General features: G+C 68.1%; 21 protein-coding genes and 1 tRNA gene. 13 read left to right on the top strand and 9 right to left on the bottom strand.

Translation table 11 applies throughout. The annotated features are described in order from the left end of the window. Positions 1-52: 52 nt before the first annotated feature. Positions 53-1,057 carry a ParB/RepB/Spo0J family partition protein gene (locus LCL61_RS35470; protein WP_340683779.1) on the bottom strand — a complete coding sequence of 335 codons (1,005 nt, stop codon included), beginning with the start codon at positions 1,055-1,057 and terminating at the stop codon, positions 53-55. A gap of 358 nt (positions 1,058-1,415) precedes the next feature. Here LCL61_RS35470 and LCL61_RS35465 point away from each other — a divergent pair, with 358 nt between their 5' ends. Both LCL61_RS35465 and LCL61_RS35460 read left to right on the top strand, forming a co-directional pair. Further along, positions 1,416-2,153, top strand: a complete 738-nt coding sequence (locus LCL61_RS35465; protein ID WP_340683778.1) for a phosphotransferase family protein — start codon at positions 1,416-1,418, stop codon at positions 2,151-2,153. A 50-nt stretch (positions 2,154-2,203) separates the two neighbouring features. Then, positions 2,204-2,521, top strand: a complete 318-nt coding sequence (locus LCL61_RS35460) for an ankyrin repeat domain-containing protein (RefSeq protein WP_340683777.1) — start codon at positions 2,204-2,206, stop codon at positions 2,519-2,521. 59 nt (positions 2,522-2,580) lie between these two features. Here the strand turns inward: LCL61_RS35460 and LCL61_RS35455 are convergent. After that, positions 2,581-2,653 (bottom strand) — tRNA-Arg (locus LCL61_RS35455). A gap of 152 nt (positions 2,654-2,805) precedes the next feature. On the opposite strand from LCL61_RS35455, the gene LCL61_RS35450 reads away from it, so the two are divergent. Both LCL61_RS35450 and LCL61_RS35445 read left to right on the top strand, forming a co-directional pair. Continuing rightward, the gene (locus LCL61_RS35450; RefSeq protein WP_340688753.1) at positions 2,806-3,894 is read left to right on the top strand and encodes an epoxide hydrolase family protein; all 1,089 of its coding nucleotides are present in this window, start codon (positions 2,806-2,808) and stop codon (positions 3,892-3,894) included. Between the two features lie 151 nt (positions 3,895-4,045). Then, a complete protein-coding gene (locus tag LCL61_RS35445) occupies positions 4,046-4,963 on the top strand; it encodes a cation diffusion facilitator family transporter (protein ID WP_340683776.1) in 918 nt (305 codons plus the stop codon). A 44-nt stretch (positions 4,964-5,007) separates the two neighbouring features. Here LCL61_RS35445 and LCL61_RS35440 read toward each other — a convergent pair whose 3' ends face one another. Next, complete coding sequence (locus LCL61_RS35440; RefSeq protein WP_340683775.1) at positions 5,008-5,706, bottom strand: DUF305 domain-containing protein; 699 nt, start codon at positions 5,704-5,706, stop codon at positions 5,008-5,010. 8 nt (positions 5,707-5,714) lie between these two features. Further along, on the bottom strand, positions 5,715-6,515 hold the full coding sequence (locus LCL61_RS35435; RefSeq protein WP_340688752.1) for a DUF3105 domain-containing protein: 801 nt from the start codon (positions 6,513-6,515) through the stop codon (positions 5,715-5,717). A 203-nt stretch (positions 6,516-6,718) separates the two neighbouring features. Here LCL61_RS35435 and argS point away from each other — a divergent pair, with 203 nt between their 5' ends. From argS to LCL61_RS35400, 7 genes are all read left to right on the top strand, one after another. Beyond that, positions 6,719-8,374, top strand: a complete 1,656-nt coding sequence (gene argS, locus LCL61_RS35430; protein ID WP_340683774.1) for an arginine--tRNA ligase — start codon at positions 6,719-6,721, stop codon at positions 8,372-8,374. A gap of 6 nt (positions 8,375-8,380) precedes the next feature. Next, positions 8,381-9,814 carry a diaminopimelate decarboxylase gene (lysA, locus tag LCL61_RS35425; protein ID WP_340683773.1) on the top strand — a complete coding sequence of 478 codons (1,434 nt, stop codon included), beginning with the start codon at positions 8,381-8,383 and terminating at the stop codon, positions 9,812-9,814. A gap of 3 nt (positions 9,815-9,817) precedes the next feature. Then, positions 9,818-11,128, top strand: coding sequence for a homoserine dehydrogenase (locus tag LCL61_RS35420; RefSeq protein WP_340683772.1), 1,311 nt, complete (start codon positions 9,818-9,820; stop codon positions 11,126-11,128). Further along, on the top strand, positions 11,125-12,186 hold the full coding sequence (thrC, locus tag LCL61_RS35415; RefSeq protein WP_340683771.1) for a threonine synthase: 1,062 nt from the start codon (positions 11,125-11,127) through the stop codon (positions 12,184-12,186). The genes LCL61_RS35420 and thrC overlap by 4 nt, the downstream gene beginning before the upstream one ends. Continuing rightward, positions 12,183-13,064 (top strand): homoserine kinase, encoded by an 882-nt coding sequence (thrB, locus tag LCL61_RS35410; RefSeq protein WP_340683770.1) that lies wholly within the window; start codon positions 12,183-12,185, stop codon positions 13,062-13,064. Before thrC ends, thrB begins: the two co-directional genes overlap by 4 nt. 419 nt (positions 13,065-13,483) lie before the next feature. Continuing rightward, positions 13,484-15,451: a transcription termination factor Rho gene (rho, locus tag LCL61_RS35405; RefSeq protein ID WP_340683769.1), complete on the top strand. Its 1,968-nt coding sequence runs from the start codon at positions 13,484-13,486 to the stop codon at positions 15,449-15,451. 254 nt (positions 15,452-15,705) lie between these two features. Further along, positions 15,706-16,239, top strand: coding sequence for an AAA family ATPase (locus LCL61_RS35400; protein ID WP_340683768.1), 534 nt, complete (start codon positions 15,706-15,708; stop codon positions 16,237-16,239). A gap of 56 nt (positions 16,240-16,295) precedes the next feature. Here LCL61_RS35400 and LCL61_RS35395 read toward each other — a convergent pair whose 3' ends face one another. Beyond that, entirely contained in the window at positions 16,296-16,841 is a 546-nt protein-coding gene (locus LCL61_RS35395; protein ID WP_340683767.1) for a CHAP domain-containing protein, read from the bottom strand. Between the two features lie 222 nt (positions 16,842-17,063). Between LCL61_RS35395 and rpmE the strand changes: the two genes are divergently transcribed. Both rpmE and prfA read left to right on the top strand, forming a co-directional pair. Further along, positions 17,064-17,291 carry a 50S ribosomal protein L31 gene (gene rpmE / locus LCL61_RS35390; protein ID WP_007028345.1) on the top strand — a complete coding sequence of 76 codons (228 nt, stop codon included), beginning with the start codon at positions 17,064-17,066 and terminating at the stop codon, positions 17,289-17,291. Positions 17,292-17,372: 81 nt separating this feature from the next. Next, the gene (gene prfA / locus LCL61_RS35385) at positions 17,373-18,443 is read left to right on the top strand and encodes a peptide chain release factor 1 (RefSeq protein WP_340683766.1); all 1,071 of its coding nucleotides are present in this window, start codon (positions 17,373-17,375) and stop codon (positions 18,441-18,443) included. A 6-nt stretch (positions 18,444-18,449) separates the two neighbouring features. Here prfA and LCL61_RS35380 read toward each other — a convergent pair whose 3' ends face one another. The 4 genes from LCL61_RS35380 to LCL61_RS35365 all read right to left on the bottom strand — a co-directional run bounded on the left by LCL61_RS35380 (position 18,450) and on the right by LCL61_RS35365 (position 22,140). Continuing rightward, on the bottom strand, positions 18,450-19,187 hold the full coding sequence (locus tag LCL61_RS35380; RefSeq protein ID WP_340683765.1) for a hypothetical protein: 738 nt from the start codon (positions 19,185-19,187) through the stop codon (positions 18,450-18,452). Positions 19,188-19,354: 167 nt separating this feature from the next. Next, on the bottom strand, positions 19,355-19,786 hold the full coding sequence (locus LCL61_RS35375) for a GtrA family protein (protein ID WP_340683764.1): 432 nt from the start codon (positions 19,784-19,786) through the stop codon (positions 19,355-19,357). Next, on the bottom strand, positions 19,783-20,763 hold the full coding sequence (locus tag LCL61_RS35370; RefSeq protein WP_340683763.1) for a glycosyltransferase family 2 protein: 981 nt from the start codon (positions 20,761-20,763) through the stop codon (positions 19,783-19,785). The genes LCL61_RS35375 and LCL61_RS35370 overlap by 4 nt, the downstream gene beginning before the upstream one ends. A gap of 111 nt (positions 20,764-20,874) precedes the next feature. Beyond that, complete coding sequence (locus LCL61_RS35365; RefSeq protein WP_340683762.1) at positions 20,875-22,140, bottom strand: hypothetical protein; 1,266 nt, start codon at positions 22,138-22,140, stop codon at positions 20,875-20,877. Between the last annotated feature and the right edge of the window lie 8 nt (positions 22,141-22,148).

The raw sequence follows: 22,148 nt of genomic DNA, 5'->3' as shown, positions 1-22,148 counted from the left end.
CTCTTCCGATCTTCCGTGCATCGCGTGCACGGAAAGCCCCCTTCACGTCCGGTCAGCGCTTGCGCTTCTGCAGCAGTTCCGCGAACTGCCGCCAGTCCTCCGCTCGCGCCCTGGCGAGTTCGGAGATCAATTCCAGCCGGTGTTCGGGGATGTTCCTCGCGACCTGGTCCCATTTGTCGCGGTCGTTCAGATGCCCGTCCAGCAGTCGCACGAGGGTGCGGCCGGACTCGGTGTAGCGGATGGTGGGGTCCGACCGGAGCCGCTCCACCGCCGCCTGGGTGTCCGCTCCCGTGGGATCACCGCCGTCGGCCGGACGGGGGCGCGGCCTGGCCGCGGCGCGTGCCGCCTGCTCTTCGCCGAGGCGATGCCGGTGACGCACGTCGTGCGCGGTCGCCAGGGAAACGCCGGCGCCGCGCGCGATCTCGCGGATCGAGGCGGATGGGTTGCTCGTGATCAGCTCGTGGGCACGGCGGCGGCCCTGTGCCGGGTCCAGCGCGCGGACACGGCCGTCGCGGCCGACGTGGGCGTTCGACTGGGGAACTTCCCCACTCGAACGCCGCCGCAACTTGCCGACCGTCTTGTGGGAAAGGCCCGTGACCGCCGCGATCGCCCGGTCGGACCAGTGCGGGCGGGCGCCGAGGATCCGGCAGGCGGCGGCTTTGCGGTCGGCGAGGGAAAGCGGCAAGCCGTGCGCGATGTTCGCCTTCACGGCGAGGATGAAGGCGGCCTGCTCGTCGCCGTCGAAGAACTGCACGTTGATCGTGGTGGCGTGCTTCAGCTTCGCCGCCTGGAGCCGATGCGTCCCGTCGATCACCCGCATCGTGGGACGGTGGACGAGGATCGGCGGTAGCGGGGCATCCGTCTCGGCGAGCACCCGTGCGTACGCGGGATCCACGCCCGCCGCCCGCGGGGTGTCCCGCACGGACAACTCGTCGAGCGGGACCTCGACGATCTCGCCGAGCGGCGGGTCCGAGCCGACCGCGACCCACTCGTCTTCCCTTCTGGCCGCGGGGATCTGCGCGCCCTCCGCAGTTTTCTCCTTATGCCAGTTTAACATCTTCCAGCCCCCAGAACACTTGGTGAATATCAAACCTTTTCAATGTTCGAGCTGGTGTGAGTGGATGTCAAGGTCTGTGAGTCGCAATCGGTGGTTCCGGCGTCGCCAGAGTGTTCGACGGTGTCCAGTGTTCTCGGCTACTGTCCGTCGTCATACGGCCGAACGGCAGCAAGTCGCTTGACGGGAGCGCGGAAGCCACGCAATCTGGACTTGACCCGTCGACGGAGGGAAGCCCATAAACCGCTCGGTGAAATACGTCCCGTGAATTCTGGAGACAGCTCAGCGAATTGTCCGCGATCATTCTTTCCGGTCATCGGATGATTTCCGCCGTCCGCCGTATGCGACGATACTGACCGCTATGGAAGAGGTCCAGGTGGTCGTCGCCCACCATGATTGCGCGACCGTGCGCGCCGGTGACGTGTTCCTGAAGATCGACGCCGATCAAACGCGCACCGACGTGGAAGTGGCGGCGATGACCATGGCGCCGATCCCGACCCCGGAGGTTCTGTGGCGAAAGCCGCCCGTGCTCGCGCTTGCCGCCCTGCCCGGCGAAGCGCTCGGCCGCCTCGGCCGTCCGTCGACCGCGTCACCGGAGGCATGGGCCGCGGCGGGCGCCGCCTTGCGGACGCTGCACGACGCGCCGCTGCCACCGTGGCCGGGCCGAAGCCCCGACGAGGTCGCGGCGCACCTCGACAACGAATGCGAATGGCTCATCACGCAGGATGTCCTGCCCCCGAAGCTGGTCGAGCGCAACCGCCAGATCGCCGAAGCCGCGCTTCGACCGTGGACACCGGTGTTCACGCACGGCGATCTGCAGCTCGCCCACGTCTTCGCCGACGGTGACGAGATCACCGGCGTGATCGACTGGTCCGAGGCGGCGCAGGGCGATGCCCTCTTCGACCTCGCCACCTTGACCCTCGGACACGAGGAGCGTCTCGAAGACGTCTTGTCGGGCTACGGCGCCGACGTGGACCTCAACGTGATCCACGCGTGGTGGTCGTTGCGAAGCCTGCGAGCGGTCCGCTGGCTGATCGAGCACGGCTTCGATCCGGCCGCGCCGGGCTGCGAGATCGATGTACTGAAGGCGCGGATGTGAAGGATGGTCATGGACCCGCTCCGTCGTCTGAGTTTCCGGGGGTGGCCCTGATGAATGACTTGAGCCCTGCTCATCAGGCAGTCGAGAGGGGTGATCTTCCGCTTCTTCGTGAACTCCTCGATGGCGGCGCTGACATCAACGAAGAGCATGCTGGGCTTACGTTGTTGCACCATGCCATTGACGTCGAGGTTGACAGTCACACGCAGACGGGCGAGCCACTGCACGCGGATGTCACGGCTTACTTGCTTGCGCGAGGAGCGGACCCGAAGCGACCTTCGGATGGCGGTCGCGGCGTTACTGCTGAGCAGATGGCGTTCGTAAGGCGTCACCGATTGGCGTCGGCTCTCTTTGAGAGAGTGGGCACCTAGCGGTTCGCGCTCGCCGACGATGGAACAAATGTGCAACTGAACCGTATGGTCGATCTGTGTGCCCTCGGCAGGATTCGAACCTGCGACACCTGCCTCCGGAGGGCAGTGCTCTATCCCCTGAGCTACGAGGGCGTTGCCGCCTGAGCGACGTTAGAAGCTTAGCGCATGTCCCCGCAGGGTCTCACGAGTGGTGGTCGTTAACCGGCGTGGTGCTCCACGAGGCGCGCCAGTAGCCCGGTCGACTGCTCCGGTTCGGCGCGGTCCAGTGGCGTGAGGAACGTGTCCTGTTTGCCGACCTGCGTGCCCGCCTGCGCGCCACGCGCTGGCCCGAGCCGGCCACCGTGGACGACTGGGAGCAGGGTGTCCCGCTGGATTTCGCGCGGGAGCTGTGCCGGTACTGGGCGGAGGACTACGACTTCGGGCTGGCCGATCGGGTCAACGCTTTCCCGGGCTTCAAGACCACTGTGGACGGTCTCGGGATCCACTTCCTGCACGTTCGCTCGCCGGAGCCGGACGCGACACCGCTCGTGCTCACGCACGGCTGGCCGGGATCGGTCGTGGAGTTCCTCGACGTGCTCGGGCCGCTGACCGATCCTGCCGCGCACGGGGGTGACCCGGCGGACGCGTTCCATGTCGTGGCGCCGTCGCTGCCGGGGTTCGGCTGGAGTGACAAGCCGTCGTCGACGGGGTGGAACGTCGAGCGCATCGCGCGGGCCTGGGACGAGCTGATGGGGCGGCTCGGCTACGAGCGTTACGTCGCGCAGGGTGGCGACTGGGGTGCCGGGGTGACGAACATGCTCGCCAAGCTCGTGCCGGAGCGGCTCGTCGGTGTCCACGTCACCATGGCGGGCGTCCCGTATGACGAGGCCGTTCTCGGTGAACCGACGGCCGAGGAGAAGGCGGCGATCAGCGACCTGGCGCGATTCCGCGCGGTCGGGTCGGCGTACGCGCAACAGCAGGCCACGCGTCCGCAGACGCTCGGTTACGGGCTCGCCGACTCGCCGGCGGCACAGGCGGCGTGGATCGCCGAGAAGTTCTGGGAGTGGACCGACAACGACGGCTCGCCGGAGACCGCGCTGTCCTGGCGGCAGATGCTCGACGCGATCTCCGTCTACTGGTTCACCGCGACGGCGGCCTCGTCGGCGCGGATCTACTGGGAGAACAAAAAACAGGACGTCTCGGCCGTTGAAGTTCCTTCGGGTATCTCGATCTTCCCGCGCGAGATCATCCGGCTGTCCCGGCGCTGGGCGGAGCTGCGCTACACCGGTCTTCGCTGGTACGAGGTGCTGGCCGAGGGCGGTCACTTCGCCGCGTTCGAGCAGCCTGAGGCCTTCGTCGGTCAGTTGCGGGGGTTCTTCCGGTCGCTTCGGTAGCGGTGCGTGGCGAGTCCAGGTTTCGGGAAGGCCCTCCTGGGGGATGGCTTCCATGTGTGGCTTAAGACATGGTGAATTTAGGCTCACCTGTATTGCACATATGCGCATGTGACAATATATTCGGCCTGTCGACTTCACGAGAGGCGGAGCAATGGGTCACGGGCACGGGCATGGAACGGCCTCGCCGTCGAGCGCGTCAGGCCGCTACCTCAAGAGCTTGACGATCGCCCTGGTCATCGGCGCCGGCTTCATGGTCATGGAGTTCATCGTCGGGTTCGCCACGGGCTCGCTCGCGCTGATCTCCGACGCCGCGCACATGTTCACTGACGTCCTCGGTGTCGGCATGGCGCTGGCGGCCATCCTGCTCGCCCGGCGCAGCGGTCCGACCCTCACCCGGACGTTCGGCTTCTACCGCGCCGAAGTGCTCGCGGCCCTGGCCAACGCCATCCTGCTTTTCGGTGTCGCGGGCTACGTCCTGGTCGAGGCCATCGGCCGGATCAGCGACCCGCCCGCCGTGCCCGGCCTGCCCGTCCTGCTGGCGGCGGCCGCGGGCCTCGTCGCGAACATCGCTTCGTTCCTGATTCTGCGCAAGGGCGCGGAGGAGAGCATCAACGTCCGCGGCGCGTACCTCGAAGTCCTCGCGGACCTGATCGGGTCCGTCGGTGTGCTGCTCAGCGGCGCGATCACGCTGCTGACCGGCTGGCGCTACGCCGACCCGATCATCGGTGTCGCTATCGGCCTCTTCGTCCTGCCCCGCACCTACGCCCTCGCCCGCCGCGCGCTGCGGATCCTGTTCCAGCACGCGCCGAAGGGCGTCGACGTCGCCGGGATCCAGGCCGAACTCGGCGGGCTGAAGGGTGTCGAGGACGTCCACGACCTGCACGTCTGGACGCTGACTTCGGGCATGGAGGTCGCTTCGGCGCACCTCACCATCGCGCCGACCGTGGAGCAGGCCGAGGTGCTGACCGAGGCGCAGAACCTCCTGGCGAACCGCTACTCGATCGAGCACGCGACCCTGCAGATAGAAGTGCCCCAATGCGCTCAACGCTGCCGGGAACTCTCCTGGTAGCTCCCCTGACGCATTCAGAGGACGAAATGCGTGAGAGGAAGGCGTCAGGCGGGGAGGGGGGCCGCGCCGCGCTCCTGGAGCATGCCCTTCATCAGGGTGATCTCGGCACCCTGCGACACGAGCATGCTCCGCGTCAGCGACTTCACGTCCGCGATCGACGTGTGATCGTGGCCGTACTGCGCCATCGCCGTCCCGCCCTCGTGGTGCCGCAGCATGAGCTGGAGGAAGAAGACGTCCATCTCCTTGCCGGTCAGCGACCGCAGTTTGGCCAGTTCGGCCGACGTCGCCATCCCGGGCATCGGCGCGCCGTTCGGCGGCTTCATGTCGCCGCCACCGTGCCCGCCGTGGCCGGACATCGGCTCGGTCATCCAGGTCATGTAGGCGCCGGTCGTCTGCTCGGGCTGGCCCCACAGGCCCAGCCAGCCCTTCATCCGGCCGACCTGGCCGGTCTGCGTGCGCTCGATGTCGAACGCGAGGGTCTTGATCGCCGGATCGGTCGTGTGGTCCCGCGCCCAGCCCGCCATGGTGACGGCCTGGAGGTGGTGCACCGACATGTCCTGCGCGAAGCCGACCTCGACCGAGCCCGCGCCCGGCGTCGTCTGCTCCGGTTCGGAGTCGATCAGCCTGGTCGTCAGCGCGCCGAGGCCGAAGCCGAGGATCAGCATGACGACCAGGGCGGCCCCGATCACCAGCCATCGGCTCTTGGCCGACCGTGAGGCTTCGTCCTGGGGATCGGGGTCCACTTGGCTCACTACTTGCTCGCGGGCGCCGAGGGCTGGGTGGCGGGCACGGAAGGCACGCCGCTCTGGCCGGTGCCGGGCCGGTCCTGCTCCGTGCCCGCGGTGCCCTTGTAGTCCATCGGCTTCGCGTCCGGGCCCGGCGGGGTCGGGTCGAAGTCGCCCGGCTCGATCTGCGCGTCGCAGGTGGCGTCACGCTCGGGGTACGCGCCGAACGGGTTGGTCCGCAGCGCGGCGACGAACTGGTCGATCCGCTCGTCGGAGGCGGAGTCCAGCTTCAGCTGGTGGCCCCAGGACTGCACGGAGATCGGCTTGTCCAGGTTCGGGTACGGCGACATCACCATGTACGGCTTGCCCTCGACGCGCACCTTCAGCAGGTCCAGCGCTTCGCCGGTGACCTGCTGCGGGTTGTAAGCGATCCAGACGGCGCCGTGCTCGAGACCGTGGACCATGTTCTCGTTGCGGACGGCCTTTTCGTAGACGACGCCGTTGCACGCGGCCCAGGCCTGGTCGTGCGGACCGCCGAAGGGCGGGGTCTTGTCGTAGTTGACGCGCTCGGCGGCCGAGACGTGGACGGAGCCCTCGTAGGTGGCCGTGGTCACCCCGGGGATGCGCTTCGAGGGGTCCGGGTCCTGCTGCGAGGGCGCGAAGGCGGCAGCGGCCTCTTCGCGGGTCTTCTGCTCGCGCTTGGGCGCCGACGCGACCATGTAGTAGGTGACCACCGAGGCCGCCAGGACGACGATCGCGACGACGGCGATGATCGTGCCCCAGGGCGTGCCCTTCTTGGACACGACGGAACTACGGGCGGCCTTCATGGCGTTCTTCGACGACGCGCCCTTTTTTCTGGTTGTCCCGTTAGCCATGGCTCCTGCGTTCTCCAAAGGGGGTGGTCCCTGCGCGGGCCAGTGTAGAGACCGCGCGTCTGATCACCGTGAACAGCCGGAAGATCACCGGCTTGGCTCACACCTTCCGGCGGTCGCTGCGAAGCCCGGACCAGGTCACACCTAGAATTCCGCGAGTGACTCCCGCAGCTCTCGCCGACCTGGTCCGTAACTCCGCCGTGCAGGTTCTCGCCGCGCGCGGCCTCGACGATTCCGTGCTGCCGGAGAAGGTGACGATCGAGCGTCCCCGCAATCCCGAGCACGGCGATTACGCGACCAACCTGGCGCTGCAGGTGGCCAAGAAGGCGGGCATGAAGCCCCGCGACTTCGCCGACGCGCTGGCCGAGGCGCTTTCGGCCACCGACGGCATCGAATCTGCCGAGGTCGCCGGGCCGGGCTTCCTCAACCTGCGGCTCGCGGCCGACGCGCAGGGCCAGATCGTCCGGCAGGTGCTCGACGCCGGAGAGAAGTACGGCCTCGGTGACGCGCTGGCGGGCGTCAAGATCAACCTCGAGTTCGTCTCGGCGAACCCGACCGGCCCGATCCACCTCGGCGGCACCCGCTGGGCCGCGGTCGGCGACGCGCTGGGCCGCGTGCTGTCCGCGCAGGGCGGCCAGGTCACCCGCGAGTACTACTTCAACGACCACGGCGCGCAGATCGACCGCTTCGTCCGGTCCCTGATCGCCGCCGCCAAGGGCGAGCCCGCCCCCGAGGACGGCTACGCGGGCGGCTACATCAACGACATCGCCGCCGAGGTCATCCGCCAGGAACCGAGCGCGCTCTCGCTGCCCGACGACGAGCGGGCCGAGACCTTCCGCCGGGTCGGCATCGAGCTGATGTTCACCGAGATCAAGCAGAGCCTGCACGATTTCGGCACCGATTTCGACGTCTACTTCCACGAGAACTCGCTGCACGAGTCCGGCGCCGTGGCGTCCTCGGTCCAGCAGCTGAAGGACTCCGGGAACCTGTACTTCGAAGACGGTGCCTGGTGGCTCAAGTCCAAGGAGCACGGCGACGACAAGGACCGCGTCGTCATCAAGAAGGACGGCAACCCGGCCTACATCGCCGGTGACCTCGCCTACTTCCAGGACAAGCGCAAGCGCGGCTTCGACCTCTGCATCTACATGCTCGGCGCGGACCACCACGGCTACATCGCCCGCCTGAAGGCCGCCGCGGCCGCGTTCGGTGACGACCCGGCCGTGGTCGAGGTGCTGATCGGCCAGATGGTCAACCTGGTCTCCGAGGGCAAACCCGTCCGGATGAGCAAGCGCGCCGGCACCGTGATCACCATGGAGGACCTGGTCGGCACCGTCGGCGTCGACGCGGCTCGCTACGAGCTGATCCGCTACTCGGTCGATTCCACTTTGGACATCGACCTCGACCTGCTGCGTAAGCATTCCAACGACAACCCGGTCTACTACGTCCAGTACGCCCACGCGCGGCTGGCCTCGTTGCAGCGCAACGCTTCCGACCTGGGCCTGAAAACCGATGGCGAAGTCGACTTCGGCCTGCTTACGCTGCCCGCCGAGGGCGATCTGATCCGCACGATCGGCGAATTCCCGACCGTCCTCCGCCGGGCCGCACAGCTGCGTGAACCGCACCGCGTCGCCCGGTACCTCGAAGAACTCGCCGCCGCGTACCACAAGTTCTACACCGTCGGCCGTGTCCTTCCCCAGGGCGACGAGGAGGCCACCCCCCTCACGTTCGCCCGGCTCGCGCTGTGCCAGGCCGCCCGCCAGGTGCTGGCGAACGGCCTCAACGTGCTCGGTGTCTCTGCTCCGGAACGGATGTAAAAGCAAATGGCTCACCCCGCGGGCCCCCGCCACGCCGACGTCTACCCCCACGCCGACGCCTCCGGTTTCCCGCCGTCGAGTCCCGAAGAACTCGACAGGCTGTACCCGAAAGTCTGGCCTCGAAACACTTTCCGCGGCGGTGACGGCGTCGTCCGCATCGCCGGTGTCGACGTCCGCGAGCTCGCCGAGAAATACGGCACGCCGCTGTTCGTCGTCGACGAGGCCGACTTCAAGTCCCGGTGCGCCGACTACGCCGAGGCGTTCGACGACCCGGCGCTCGTGCACTACGCGTCCAAGGCGTTCCTGTCCATCGAGATCGCCCGCTGGGTGGCCGAACAGGGGCTGAGCCTGGACGTCTGCAGCGGCGGCGAGCTCGCCGTCGCGCAGCGCGCGAACTTCCCGGCCGAGCGGATCACCTTCCACGGCAACAACAAGTCGTTGCCCGAGCTGGAAGCCGCCGTCGAAGCCGGCGTCGGCACGGTCGTGGTCGACTCCTATCACGAGATCGCGCGGCTGGCCGACGTCGCCGCCCGGAACGACGTCGTGCAGAACGTCCTCATCCGGGTGACCGTCGGCGTCGAGGCGCACACCCACGAATTCATCGCGACCGCGCACGAGGACCAGAAGTTCGGTTTCTCGCTGGCTTCCGGTGACGCGGCCGAGGCCGTGCGCCGCGTGCTCAACGCGCCGTCGCTCAAGCTGATCGGCCTCCACAGCCACATCGGTTCGCAGATCTTCGACGCCGACGGTTTCGAGGTCGCCGCCCGCCGCGTGGTCGGCCTGCTGGCCGAACTCGCCAAGGAGCACGGCACCGATCTGCTCGACCAGCTGTCGATCGTCGACCTCGGCGGTGGCTTCGGTATCGCCTACACCGACAAGGACAACCCGCCCCCGCCCGCGCAGATGATCACGCAGATCCGCGAGATCGTCCGCAAGGAATGCGAGTACGCGGGCCTTCCGGTGCCGAAGATCGCCGGCGAGCCGGGCCGCGCCATCGCCGGCCCCGGCACGATCACGCTGTACGAGGTCGGCACCATCAAGGACGTCTCGCTCGGCGACAAGGCCGCCCGCCGCTACGTCAGCGTCGACGGCGGCATGAGCGACAACATCCGCACCGCCCTCTACGACGCGGTGTACGACTGTCGTCTCGTATCCCGGTCGGCCGACGACGACGGGGACGGCCAGGCGAGCGCCGCGCTGTCCCGGGTCGTGGGAAAGCACTGTGAGTCCGGCGACATCGTCGTCCGTGACTGCTGGCTCCCCGACACCCTTGCTCCCGGCGACCTGCTCGCCGTGGCGGCCACCGGGGCGTACTGCTACTCGATGGCCAGCGGGTACAACCGGCAGCCGCGGCCCGCGGTGGTGGCCGTGCGCAACGGCAGCGCCCGCGTGCTGCTGCGGCGAGAGACGACGGACGACATGCTGCGCCTGGAGGTCTAGCAAGTGTCTACTGTGGACGGACGCGTGATCAAGGTCGCCCTGCTGGGCTGCGGGACGGTCGGTGGCGAAGTGGTCCGGCTGCTCACCGAGCAGGCCGAGGAGCTCGCCGCCAGGGCGGGCGCCAGGGTGGAGCTGGCGGGTATCGCGGTGCGGCGCCCCGACAAGCACCCCGAGCTGCCGCCGGAGCTGGTGACCTCCGACGTGGCGAAGCTCGTGACCTCCCCGGACGTCGACGTCGTCGTCGAACTGGTCGGCGGCATCGAGCCGGTGCGGCAGTGGCTGCTCGACGCGCTCAAGGCCGGGAAATCCGTTGTCACGGCGAACAAAGCGCTGCTGGCCGAGCACTCCGCGGAGCTGTTCGAGGCCGCCGACGCGGCGGGCGTCGACCTGTACTTCGAGGCGGCCGTGGCCGGGGCGATCCCGTTGCTGCGCCCGCTGCGCGAATCGCTGGCCGGCGACCGCATCACCCGCGTGATGGGCATCGTCAACGGCACCACCAACTACATCCTGTCCGCGATGGACTCCACCGGCGCCGGTTACGCGGAAACGCTGGAAGAGGCGAGCAGGCTCGGCTACGCGGAGGCGGACCCGACCGCCGACGTCGACGGTTACGACGCGGCGTCCAAGGCCGCGATCCTCGCCTCTCTCGCGTTCCACACCCGGGTGACCGCGTCCGACGTGCACCGCGAAGGCATCGCCGACGTCACCGCGTCGGACCTCGCCGCGGCGAACGTCTTGGGCCGCACGGTGAAACTGCTCGCCATCTGCGAGCGTGTGACCGCCGACGACGGCACCGAATCCGTTTCGGCGCGCGTGCATCCGGTGATGATCCCGCGCAACCACCAGCTCGCCGGGGTCGGTGGCGCGTACAACGCCGTCTACGTCGAGGCCGACGCCGCCGGTGAGCTCATGTTCTACGGTCAGGGCGCCGGTGGCGCGCCGACCGCGAGTGCCGTGCTCGGCGACCTCGTCGCGGTGGCTCGAAACCGGGTCGTCGGCGGCCGTGGCCCGCGCGAATCCGCGCACGCCGCGCTCCCGGTCAGGCCGATGGGCCAGACGCCGACGCGGTACCACGTCAGTCTCGACGTGGCCGATCGAGCGGGCGTCCTCGCCCAGGTGGCCCAGGCGTTCGCCGGGCACGGTGTCAGCATCGCCGCGGTGCGGCAGCGCGACGCGAACGACACGGCCAGCCTGGTCGTGGTCACCCACCTGGCGCCGGACGCGGCATTGCGGTCCACTGTGGACGACATTGCCGAACTCGATGTGGTGAACCAGGTCGTCAGTGTGATGCGTGTGGAAGGCGAAGACCAGTGATTCCCCAACCGTGGCCCGGGATCATCCAGGCTTATCCCGACCGGATCCCGGTGCCGTCCGGCGCGAAGGTGATCACCCTCGGCGAAGGCAACACCCCGCTGCTGCCCGCCCCGCACCTCTCGGAACTGACCGGCTGCGAGGTCCACCTCAAGGTCGAAGGCGCGAACCCGACCGGGTCGTTCAAGGACCGCGGGATGACCGTGGCCATCACGCACGCGCTCGCCAGCGGGCTCAAGGCCGTCATCTGCGCCTCCACCGGCAACACTTCGGCGTCGGCCGCGGCCTACGCCGCCCGCGCCGGGCTCACCTGCGCGGTGCTCGTCCCGCAGGGCAAGATCGCGATGGGCAAACTCGCCCAGGCCGTGCTGCACGGTGCGAGGATCCTCCAGGTGGACGGCAACTTCGACGACTGCCTCGAACTGGCGCAGAAGACCGCGATCGACTACCCGGTGACCCTGGTCAACTCGGTGAACCCGGTGCGCATCGCCGGCCAGAAGTCGGCCGCGTTCGAGATCTGCGACGTCCTCGGCCGGGCGCCGGACATCCACTGCCTGCCCGTCGGCAACGCGGGCAACATCACCGCCTACTGGGCCGGGTATTCCGAGTACGCGGGCGACGGTGTGGTGAAGAACACCCCGCGGATGTTCGGGTTCCAGGCGGCCGGTGCCGCGCCACTCGTGCACGGCGAGCCGGTGGCCGATCCGGACACCATCGCGACCGCGATCCGCATCGGCAGCCCCGCGTCCTGGGACGGCGCGATGAAGGCGAAGAACGCGTCCGCGGGCCTGTTCGAAGCGATCACCGACGATAAGATCCTCGAGGCGTACCGGCTGCTCGCCCGCAAGGAAGGCGTATTCGTCGAGCCCGCTTCGGCGACCAGCGTCGCGGGCCTGCTCGCCACGGCCGCCGACGGGCGCCTGCCGAAGGGCTCGACCGTCGTGTGCACCGTCACCGGACACGGTCTGAAGGATCCGGCCACGGCCTTGGAGGGCAACGTCGAGGTCGAGCCGCTGGCCGTCGACCCGACCGCCGTCGCCGCCGCGCTGGACCTGCGATGACGCTGATCGAGGTCAAGGTCCCGGCGTCATCGGCGAACCTCGGCCCGGGATTCGACTCGCTCGGCCTCGCCCTGGCGCTGTACGACCGGGTCGAACTCCGGATCACCGACGCCGGCCTCAAGATCGAGGTGATCGACGTCGGCGCGGGCGGTGTGGAGGACGTCCCGACCGATGAGTCGCACCTGGTCGTCCGCGCTTTCCGGCGCGCTTGTGAGCACCTCGGCGTCCGCCCGCCGGGCCTGCACCTGCGCTGCTTCAACGCCATCCCGCACGCTCGCGGCCTCGGGTCGTCCGCGTCCGCCGTCGTGACCGGTGTCGCGGCGGCGTACGCGCTGGCTGAGAAGCCCCTGGACGAAGACGCGCTGCAGCTGGCCGCCGGGTTCGAGGGACACGCCGACAACGCCGCGGCGAGCCTGCTGGGCGGCTTCGTGGTGGCGTGGACCGAGGGCGAGCGGTTCCGTGCCGAACGGCTCCAGCCACATCACGACATCCGGCCCGTGGTCGCCGTCCCGGCGCTGCGGTCCTCGACCGACGCCACCCGCGGGCTGCTCCCCGCCCAGGTCCCGCATGCCGACGCGGCGTTCACGGCGGGCCGGGCGGCGCTCGCGGTCCACGCGCTCACCTCGCGCCCGGACCTGTTGCTCTCCGCGACCGAAGATCGGCTCCATCAGCACTATCGGGCGCCCGCGTACCCGGCGAGCAGCGAACTGGTGCGCGCGCTGAGGGCCGAAGGAGTGGCCGCGGCCATCTCCGGAGCAGGTCCGACGGTGCTCGCGCTGACCACCGGGGGAATACTCCCGGCGGGCGTCGACGTTACGTCCTTCGACGTCACCGAGCTGCCGATCGATCCGGGCGGCGTTCAGGTTGCGGCTCAGTAAAGCCTCGGTCACATGCGAGAGCCTCGCCCCGCCACGCGGGGGGTGGTTGTTGCACCCGGCCGTGGTGCGGTCTACCCTCGGGGGCGTTCGATCACCGTGCGTTTCCGCACCCGGTGCCGGTCCAGGTGACCAGTGTCATCCTTGGCCCGCATCCTTCGTTGATCCGCCAGTTCCGTACACCGCCTGGCAAGCGGGGAGTAGCGGATGGACGCAGGCGGGTTCCCGGTTCCGGCGGTGCCGAATTCCGCTTCCTCCGTTTGGAGGACGCAAATCCCTGTGCTGGAGGCCTTCTAGCTGTGTTCAACACGGCCGAGGAGCTGATCGCCCGTATCGGGGGCCAATTACGCCGTTTCGCAATCGGACGCGAGCGGCGGTCCGCTGATCCACCTGGAGGCGTGGATCGGTCAGGAAGGACATTTGTGAGCAACACCGATCTTTTGAGCGACGTCGAAGGTGGCGCCGCCGAGTCGAACGGCGCCGTGGCTCCCAAGCGCACGGTCGGCGGATTGACCGGCAAGACCGTCGCCGAGCTGCGCTCGATCGCTGGGGACCTTGGCATCGGCGAGACCACGGGTATGCGCAAGGGCGATCTGATCGCGGCCATCCGCGAGCGCCAGGGCAAGACCAAGCGCAAGACCCCCGCCGCGGCGAGCGAAACGCTTCCGCTCGAGGGGATCGATGCACCGCGCAAGGCTCCCAAGGCCGAAGCGCCCAAGACGGAGGCCCCGAAGCAGGAGGCCCCGAAGGCCGAAGCCGCTCCGGCCGAGGCTCCTCGCGCCGAGAAGGCCGAGAAGACCGAGAAGGTCTCGGAGAACGGCTCCGCGCCCGCCGCCGAGCGGCCGGCGCAGCAGGAGAACTCCCAGCAGGACGGCCAGCCGCAGCAGGAAGAGGGCGGCCGCAACCGTCGTCGCCGCGGCTCCAACCGTGCCGCGGGGTCGCCCGAGCAGGGCGGTCAGCAGCGTGAGCGCGGTGAACAGCGTGAGCGTGGCGAGCGTGGTGACCGGGGTGACCGCGGCGAAGGCGGTAACCGTCAGGGCAACCGCGACGGCCGTGGCCAGGACAACCGCCAGCGCAACCAGCAGGGCGGCGGCCAGGACAACAGCCAGCGGCAGGGCCAGGGCCCGCAGGGCGACGACGACGAGGAAGGCGGCCGTCGCGGCCGTCGCTTCCGCGACCGTCGCCGCCGTGGTTCCGGCGGTGGCCGTGAACAGGGCGGTTCGCCCGACACCGAGATCCGCGAGGACGACGTCCTGCTGCCGGTCGCGGGCATCCTGGACGTGCTCGACAACTACGCGTTCGTGCGCACCTCGGGCTACCTCGCCGGGCCGAACGACGTGTACGTCTCGCTTTCGCTGGTCCGCAAGTACGGCCTGCGCCGCGGTGACGCCATCACCGGTGTCGTGCGCCAGCCGCGTGACGGTGAGCAGCAGCGGCAGAAGTTCAACCCGCTGGTGCGCGTCGACTCGATCAACGGCCTGGACCCGGACGAGTCCAAGCGCCGTCCCGAGTTCACGAAGCTGACGCCGCTGTACCCGAACGAGCGGCTGCGCCTCGAGACCGAGCCGCACAAGCTCACCACCCGCGTCATCGACCTGGTGATGCCGGTCGGCAAGGGGCAGCGTGCCCTGATCGTGTCGCCGCCGAAGGCCGGCAAGACGACGATCATGCAGGACATCGCGAACGCGATCTCGACGAACAACCCCGAGTGCCACCTGATGGTCGTGCTCGTGGACGAGCGTCCGGAAGAGGTCACCGACATGCAGCGGTCGGTGAAGGGTGAGGTCATCGCCTCGACCTTCGACCGCCCGCCGTCCGACCACACCTCGGTCGCGGAGCTGGCCATCGAGCGGGCGAAGCGCCTGGTCGAGATGGGCCACGACGTCGTCGTGCTGCTCGACTCGATCACCCGTCTCGGCCGTGCGTACAACCTGGCGGCCCCGGCGTCCGGCCGGATCCTCTCCGGTGGTGTCGACTCGACGGCGCTGTTCCCGCCGAAGCGGTTCCTCGGCGCGGCGCGCAACATCGAGAACGGTGGTTCGCTGACGATCTTCGCCACGACGATGGTCGAAACCGGGTCCACCGGCGACACGGTCATCTTCGAAGAGTTCAAGGGCACCGCGAACGCGGACCTCAAGCTCGACCGGAAGATCGCCGAGCGGCGCGTGTTCCCCGCGGTGGACATCAACCCGTCCGGTACCCGCAAGGAAGACCTGCTGCTTTCGCCGGACGAGCTCGCGGTCACCCACAAGCTGCACCGGGTGCTGCACGCGCTGGACTCGCAGCAGGCCATCGACCTGCTGATCTCGCGACTGCGCAAGACGAAGACCAACATCGAGTTCCTCATGCAGGTCTCGAAGACGGCCCTCGGCTCGAACGACGACGACTGACCTTTTCGGTCGGTCCAGTACAGAAAGGCCCCCTTCCTCGCGCCAGGCGTGAGGAAGAGAGATCCAGCAGCTGCCCGAGGACGTCCGCGCGCGGTACGACCTGTCGAGCCTGANTCCTCGCGCCAGGCGTGAGGAAGGGGGCCTTCCTGTACTGGGGCGCGCGCCGCAAGGTGAGGTCGTGAAGGCCTCCTTCCCTACTCTCAAGGTAGGGAAGGAGGCCTTCACGGACGGTGGTCCATGCAGGGGAGGAAGCCGTGGGTTCGGTGCCGGGGCGCATCGTCGTGTACGGGGTCACCGGGTCGGGTAAGTCGACGCTGGCGCGAAAGCTGGCCGAGCGGACCGGGCTGCCGTGCCATTCGGTCGACGACGAGCTCGCCTGGCAGCCAGGCTGGGTGCCCGTCCCCGACGACGAGCAGCGACGCCGGATCGGCGCGCTGGTCGCGGGGGAGCGCTGGGTCATCGACGGGATGTTCGCCAAATGGCGCGACATCGCGTTGCCCCGCGCCGAACTGATCGTCGCGCTGGACTATCCGCGCTGGGTTTCGCTGAGCCGTCTGGTGCGCCGGACCGTGGTGCGGTGTGTCACCCGTCGGCGGATCTGCAACGGCAACGTCGAGACGCTGCGGGGCATGCTCTCCGGCGACTCGATCATCGTGTGGCACTTCCGCTCGTTCGCGCGCAAACGGCGCACGATCCGCGGCTGGGTCGCGGATCCGGCGGTGCCCGTGGTGCGGCTGACCTCGCCGCGCACGACGAAGCGCTGGCTGAAGCAGCTGGGTAGCGCGTGAAGGCCTCTTTCCCTCGGCTCAGCGAAGGGAAGGGGGCCTTCACGCGACCCGAGGGCTCAGCGGTGCGGAACCGCCGCAGGGGTCCAGCCGCGGTAGTTGTTGAAGTAGTGCACGCTCGACGCGTGGCCGATCTTGCCGCCGATGCTGGAGGCGTAGATCCCGCCGGAGCCGTCGGCGATGCCGACGTGGCCCCACTGGCTGATGTTCCAGTACACGAAGGAGCCCTTCGGCGGCGTCCCGGTCGTGTGCTTCGGGCTCGCGCCGTTCCAGTGCGCGTTGGCCGAGGCCCAGACGCCGGTGGTCCCGTAGGCGTTCTCGACGGCCTTCTCGCAGAGGCCCTGGTACGCGGTGGAGCCCATGTGGTTCTTGAACCACTGGACGGCGCCGGCGGGCGTGCCGTCGCCGGCGCCCTGGATGGCCAGGTCACCGTCGGACAGGGTGGTGAACGTCCCCGCGGCCGGGTTGATGTCGGCGGCGGTGATGCTGGCGCCCGATTCGGGGGCGGCCGGAGCGGCTCCTGCGATCGGAGCCACTGCGAGGGCCGCGATGGCCAGCGCGGCGACGGAGGCCGGCTTCGCCACCTTGGCGAGGATGGTGCGCATGATCAGTACCTCCTGTTGAGGAATCACCAACAGGAAGAGCATCGCGTGACCAAGTACAAATTTCGTACAACTGGGCGTAGATGGTTGATAACTCAACGTGCTGGAATATGCCGAGGGTGGGGTGCGTTGACGCCACTGCCAGCACATCTGGCAAAATCATCCGCTGAAGTCCGGCACCGGTTCACCCCGCTCGGGGACCCGGGGCCAACGAGAGAGGACACCATGAAAAGCGGTATTCACCCCGAGTACGTCGTCACGCACGTGAACTGTGACTGTGGCAACGAATTCACCACGCGCAGCACCAAGACCTCCGGCAACCTCCACGTCGAGATCTGCTCGAACTGCCACCCGTTCTACACCGGCAAGCAGAAGCTCATGGACACCGGCGGCCGCGTCGCGCGCTTCGAGGCTCGCTACGGCAAGCGCAAGAAGGCCGAAGACGCCAAGTAGCTTGAATGACGGCGCCTACCCGCATGTCCGGGTGGGCGCCGTTTTTCATGGTTCTATCAGGGTCCGTTGAGAGGTGGAGTGGTGGATTCGAGTTCGCTGAAGGGTCTGCTCGAAGAGCACGCCCAGCTGGAAGAGCAGCTGGCCGACCCGTCCGTGCACGCCGACCAGGCGCGCGCTCGCAAGCTCGGCCGCCGGTACGCGGAGCTGAGCCCCGTCGTCAAGACGGTCCGCGAGCTCGACACCGCCCGTGAAGACCTCGAGACGGCGAAGGAACTGGCGGCGGAAGACTCCGCCTTCGCGGCCGAGGCCGAGGAGATCTCCGCCAAGATCCCCGTGCTCGAGGCCAAGCTTACCGAACTGCTCCTGCCGCGCGACCCGTACGACGGCTCCGACGTGGTCATGGAGATCAAGTCGGGTGAAGGTGGCGAGGAGTCGGCGCTGTTCGCCGGCGACCTGCTGCGCATGTACCTGCGCTACGCCGAGCGTCGCGGCTGGAAGGCCGAGGTGCTCGACTCGGTCGACTCGGACCTCGGTGGCTTCAAGGACGTCACCGTGTCCATCAAGAGCCGTTCCGCCGAGGCCGACGGCGTCTGGGCGCGGCTGAAGTTCGAGGGCGGGGTGCACCGCGTGCAGCGCGTGCCCGCCACCGAATCGCAGGGCCGCATCCACACCTCCGCGTCCGGCGTGCTCATCTACCCCGAACCCGAGGACGTCGAGGTCGAGATCGACCCGAACGACCTGCGGATCGACGTCTACCGCTCGTCCGGCCCCGGCGGCCAGAGCGTGAACACGACCGACTCGGCGGTGCGGATCACCCACCTCCCGACCGGCGTGGTCGTCTCGTGCCAGAACGAGAAGTCGCAGATCCAGAACCGCGCCCGCGCCCTGCAGGTGCTGCAGGCCCGCCTCCAGGCGATCGCCGAGGAGGAGGCCGCCGCGAAGGCGTCGGACGCGCGCCGCTCGCAGGTCCGCACCGTCGACCGCTCCGAGCGGGTCCGCACCTACAACTTCGCCGAGAACCGCATCGCCGACCACCGGGTGAACTACAAGGCGTACAACCTGGACCAGGTCCTCGACGGCGACCTCGACGGCGTGCTGGACGCGCTCATCACCGCGGACCGCGAAGAGCGGCTCGCGGCCCACGCGGGCTGAGGCGAACTAGCCGGGCTCGGTGTAGAACGGATCGTCCTCCAGCGCGGTATGGACCGCCCGGACGGACATGTTCACCTGCGACAGCCTGTCGGTCACCTCGTTCGCGACCCGCCTGAGCGCTTCTTCACCGCTTTCCCCTGCCAGAGCGGGGAAAGCCGACAGGAACACCGCTTCGCAAGGACCTGCGTCCGTGCTGATCCGGACCAGTGACGCCGAAAGGTCGGTCGCGGGACGACCGCACAGGTCCACGGCCGATCGCAGGTCACCAGTGGGGACATAGAGATGCACCCGCGAAATGACATCGGTGTCCGCACGCGGCGAGAAATCGTGCCTTGTGACGTACGCGGGCTCACGTGGGTCGGTGCCGCCGACGGACGCCATCAGCGAATGGAGCGTGAATCCGTCCGCTCGGGTGTCGTAGGCGTCGTAGCTTCCGTATTGGCCGGTCTCCGGCGTGCCGTGGATTTCGAAGAATTGCGCATTCAGTCCGAAGTGGAAAAGCGCGGGTACCGCGGCTCGGTGCAGTGTTTCGGCGGGATCTTCACCGTCGGCCGGAGGCGTGCGATAGCCGACTGAGACCAGATAACCCGTCCAGCCGCCTTCGGGGTCCGCCCGGCAGATCTCCAGCTCGGTGGCCTCGAACTCGCCGATGAGACGTTCGCCCAGCGCGGCGGCCGCGGCGAAGTCCTCGGTCCCGATATTCGCGGATATCCGCGTGACGACCGTCGTTTCCCGGAGATCCATGACTATTTCGTGAGCCCTTCGGCGCGTACAGGTGGCGCTCAGCCTACGCGGGACGGGCGCCCCAAGGAACGACGCCCGTCCGGTGGTGGGGCTCTCCGTGACACGCGTTTGAAACGCGTTGGACGTGAATGGACGGCAGATATGCCGGCGTTGATCTCCGCGGCGGTTCAGTTCGCCGGCGAACCGGGCTGAACCACCGCGGGTTCGGCTGCCGCCTGCCGGAAGACGATCTTCTTGTAGAGGACGTAGTTCCACACCATGCCGACCGCGATGGCGCCCAGTTTCGGGATGAGCACGTTGATCCCGGGAAAGAGCTTGGTGACCCCGAAGATCACGGCGGCGTGCACGACCCACAGGCCGAAGGCCGTCACGGCGAAGAAGAGAACGGCCTGACGGCGGATGTCGCCGTCCTTCGCGCGGAAAGTGAAGTTCCGGTTGAGCGTGAAACTCAGGAGCATACCCGCCGTGGTCGAGATGAAGTTCGCGACGAACATCGGGACGCCGAGCGTCGCCAGCAGGGCATAGCCGAGCGCGTCGACGGCGGTGTTGAGCACCCCGACGACACCGAAGCGCACTTGGGTGCCGCTGATCGGCTTCACCGGGCGACTTGCCCGGCGTCGACGGGTGAACCCGAGCGGACCGACGCGACGCCGTAGAGCGGGCGGTTCTGCACCTGCGAGTACGTCCGTCCGATGTAGCTGCCGAGTACCCCGAGCATGATGATCTGGATACCGCCGAGGAAGAACATCGCGGCGGTGATGAAGGCCCAGCCCGGGACGGCGGTCGTCGGCGCGAAAAGCTTGACTCCGAGCACGTACAGGATGCCGAGGAAGCTGAGCAGCGAGATCAGGTAGCCGAGCCGGGTGATCATCCGCAGCGGCGCGACGGAGAAGCCGAGGATGCCGTCCGCGGCGAAGCGGAGCATCTTGCGCAGCGGATAACCGGTCACCCCCGCGTGCCGCTTGTCGCGGTCGAACAGGACGGCTGTCTGCTTGAAGCCGATGTAACTGATCAGGCCGCGCAGGAACCGGTCCTGTTCGCGATATTTGCGCAGTTCGTCGACGACCTTGCGGTCGATCAGCCGGAAGTCTCCGGTGTTTCGGGGGATCTCGACGGACGCCATCTTCCGCAGGAACCAGTAGAAGGCGCCGGCGGTGAGCTTCTTGAACGCCGAGTCCTGGCGCGAACGACGCTGCGCATAGACGACGTCGAAGCCTTCTTCCCATTTGGCGATCAATTCCAGCGCCACCCTCGGCGGGTCCTGCATGTCGCTGTCCATGATGATCGCCGCGTCCGCGTCCACCAGGTCGAGCCCGGCGGTGACCGCCATCTGGTGACCGAAGTTGCGGGAAAGTTCGATCACGGTGACGCGGGCGTCGCGCCCGCTCAGCGCGGCGAGCAGGTCCATCGACCGATCGCGGCTGCCGTCGTCGACGTAGACGAAGCTGAAGTCGTACTTGTCGACGAGCGGCGCGATCGTCTCGTCCACCGTGCGGTGGAGGAGTTCGATGTTCTCTTCCTCGTTGTAGATGGGGAAGATGAACGCGATCCGGCGTCTGTCGTGGTCCGCGGGCACTGGATACCCCCTGGTGCGGTTTTCAAGAGAAGGCGGTGAGTGACTCTCACGGCCTGAGCGGAGTGATTCTAGAAGATCGGCGAAAGGCCTTTCCGGGACCCTGCCGGTTTCTCAGCCTGCCCAGTGACCTGTCGCGAACCGGATGAAGATCGCGGTACAGATCAGCGAATTCAGGTACAGCGTCGCGTAAACCACACCGCGCAGTTTCGGTCGCCATTCGGCCAAGTGGACCAACGCCACGTACATGACCAGACACGGAAGGAGATACCGGTGCACCGAGACGACGTTGCTGTTCAGCGTCAGCATCACGAAGGAGGCGATCCCGAACAGCGCGAGCGGCAGGCCTTTCGACCGCAGCGCGATGAAGAAGTAAACCGACGAGGCCACGAGCAGGACCAGGCCGATCGTCGGCAGTACGTGGCTCATCAGCGTCCACCCGGTCATCGGGCTGCCACCGGTGAGCGCGCTGGCGGTGATCTTCAGTTCCGTCAGCGTCGTGCCGAAGATGTTCGGGTTGAACTTGTGGTACGACCAGGTGCCGGCGCTTTCGAGCGCGGTGAAACTGGCGGTCGCGCTGCCGGTCTCGAGCTTCATGTACAGCATGTGCGCGCCGAGGCCGACATAGGCGACCGGGAACCAGAGGATCGGCCAGGACAGCAGGCCGCGCGGCTTCCAGCCGGAGGAACGCCAGAACTCGAGGAAACACAGCCCGATGAACACCGCCGCGGTGATCCGTGACGCGGTGAGCGGGATCAGGCACAGCCCCATCCACAGCCATTGGCGTCGTAACGCGAACAGATACGCCCAGAAGCCGAGTGCGCAGAACACCGCCTCGCTGTAGAACGAGTGCAGGAAGAAGGCGGCGGGCGCGGTCAGGAACGCGCCGACGACCAGCCAGTGCGAGCGAGTCGCGGTGAGGAAGAACCGGGCGATCTTGAGCAGGGCGACGCCTGCCAGCCAGGTCGCGATCAGGTTGACGACGAACCCGGCCGTGAGCAGGCCGAGAGTGCCGAAACTGAGGGTCTTGACCAGCCACACGCAGATCGGGAACACCGGATAGAACGCCCGCACCGGGATGAAGTCGCCGGTGTACGCGTGTTCGGCGATCTCGCCGTAGTTGCCGGCGTCCCAGCGGTAGGTGTGGGACAGCAGGCTCAGCGTCGAGCCGATACCGGTCTTGGGAATACCCTCGCTCGACGGAGTGGAGGGGCCGAACAGCCACGCCACCGCGGTCAGTGCGACGTTCCAGGCGAGGACGACCAGGAGGACCTTGCCGTAGTCCCCGGCCAGCCAGCCGAGCACTCGCTCGCGCCCGGTTCTTCGCTCGCTGGAGTCCGCGGGAACCCTGGTGGGGCCCGCCGTGATCGTGTCGGTCATGACTGAAT

Origin of the sequence: Amycolatopsis coloradensis (genome assembly GCF_037997115.1) — a bacterium.
In the GTDB taxonomy this organism is placed as follows: Bacteria; Actinomycetota; Actinomycetes; order Mycobacteriales; family Pseudonocardiaceae; genus Amycolatopsis; species Amycolatopsis coloradensis_A.
The sequence above is the reverse complement of the archived record's forward strand: the minus strand, read 5'-3'. Positions and strand labels throughout refer to the sequence as shown.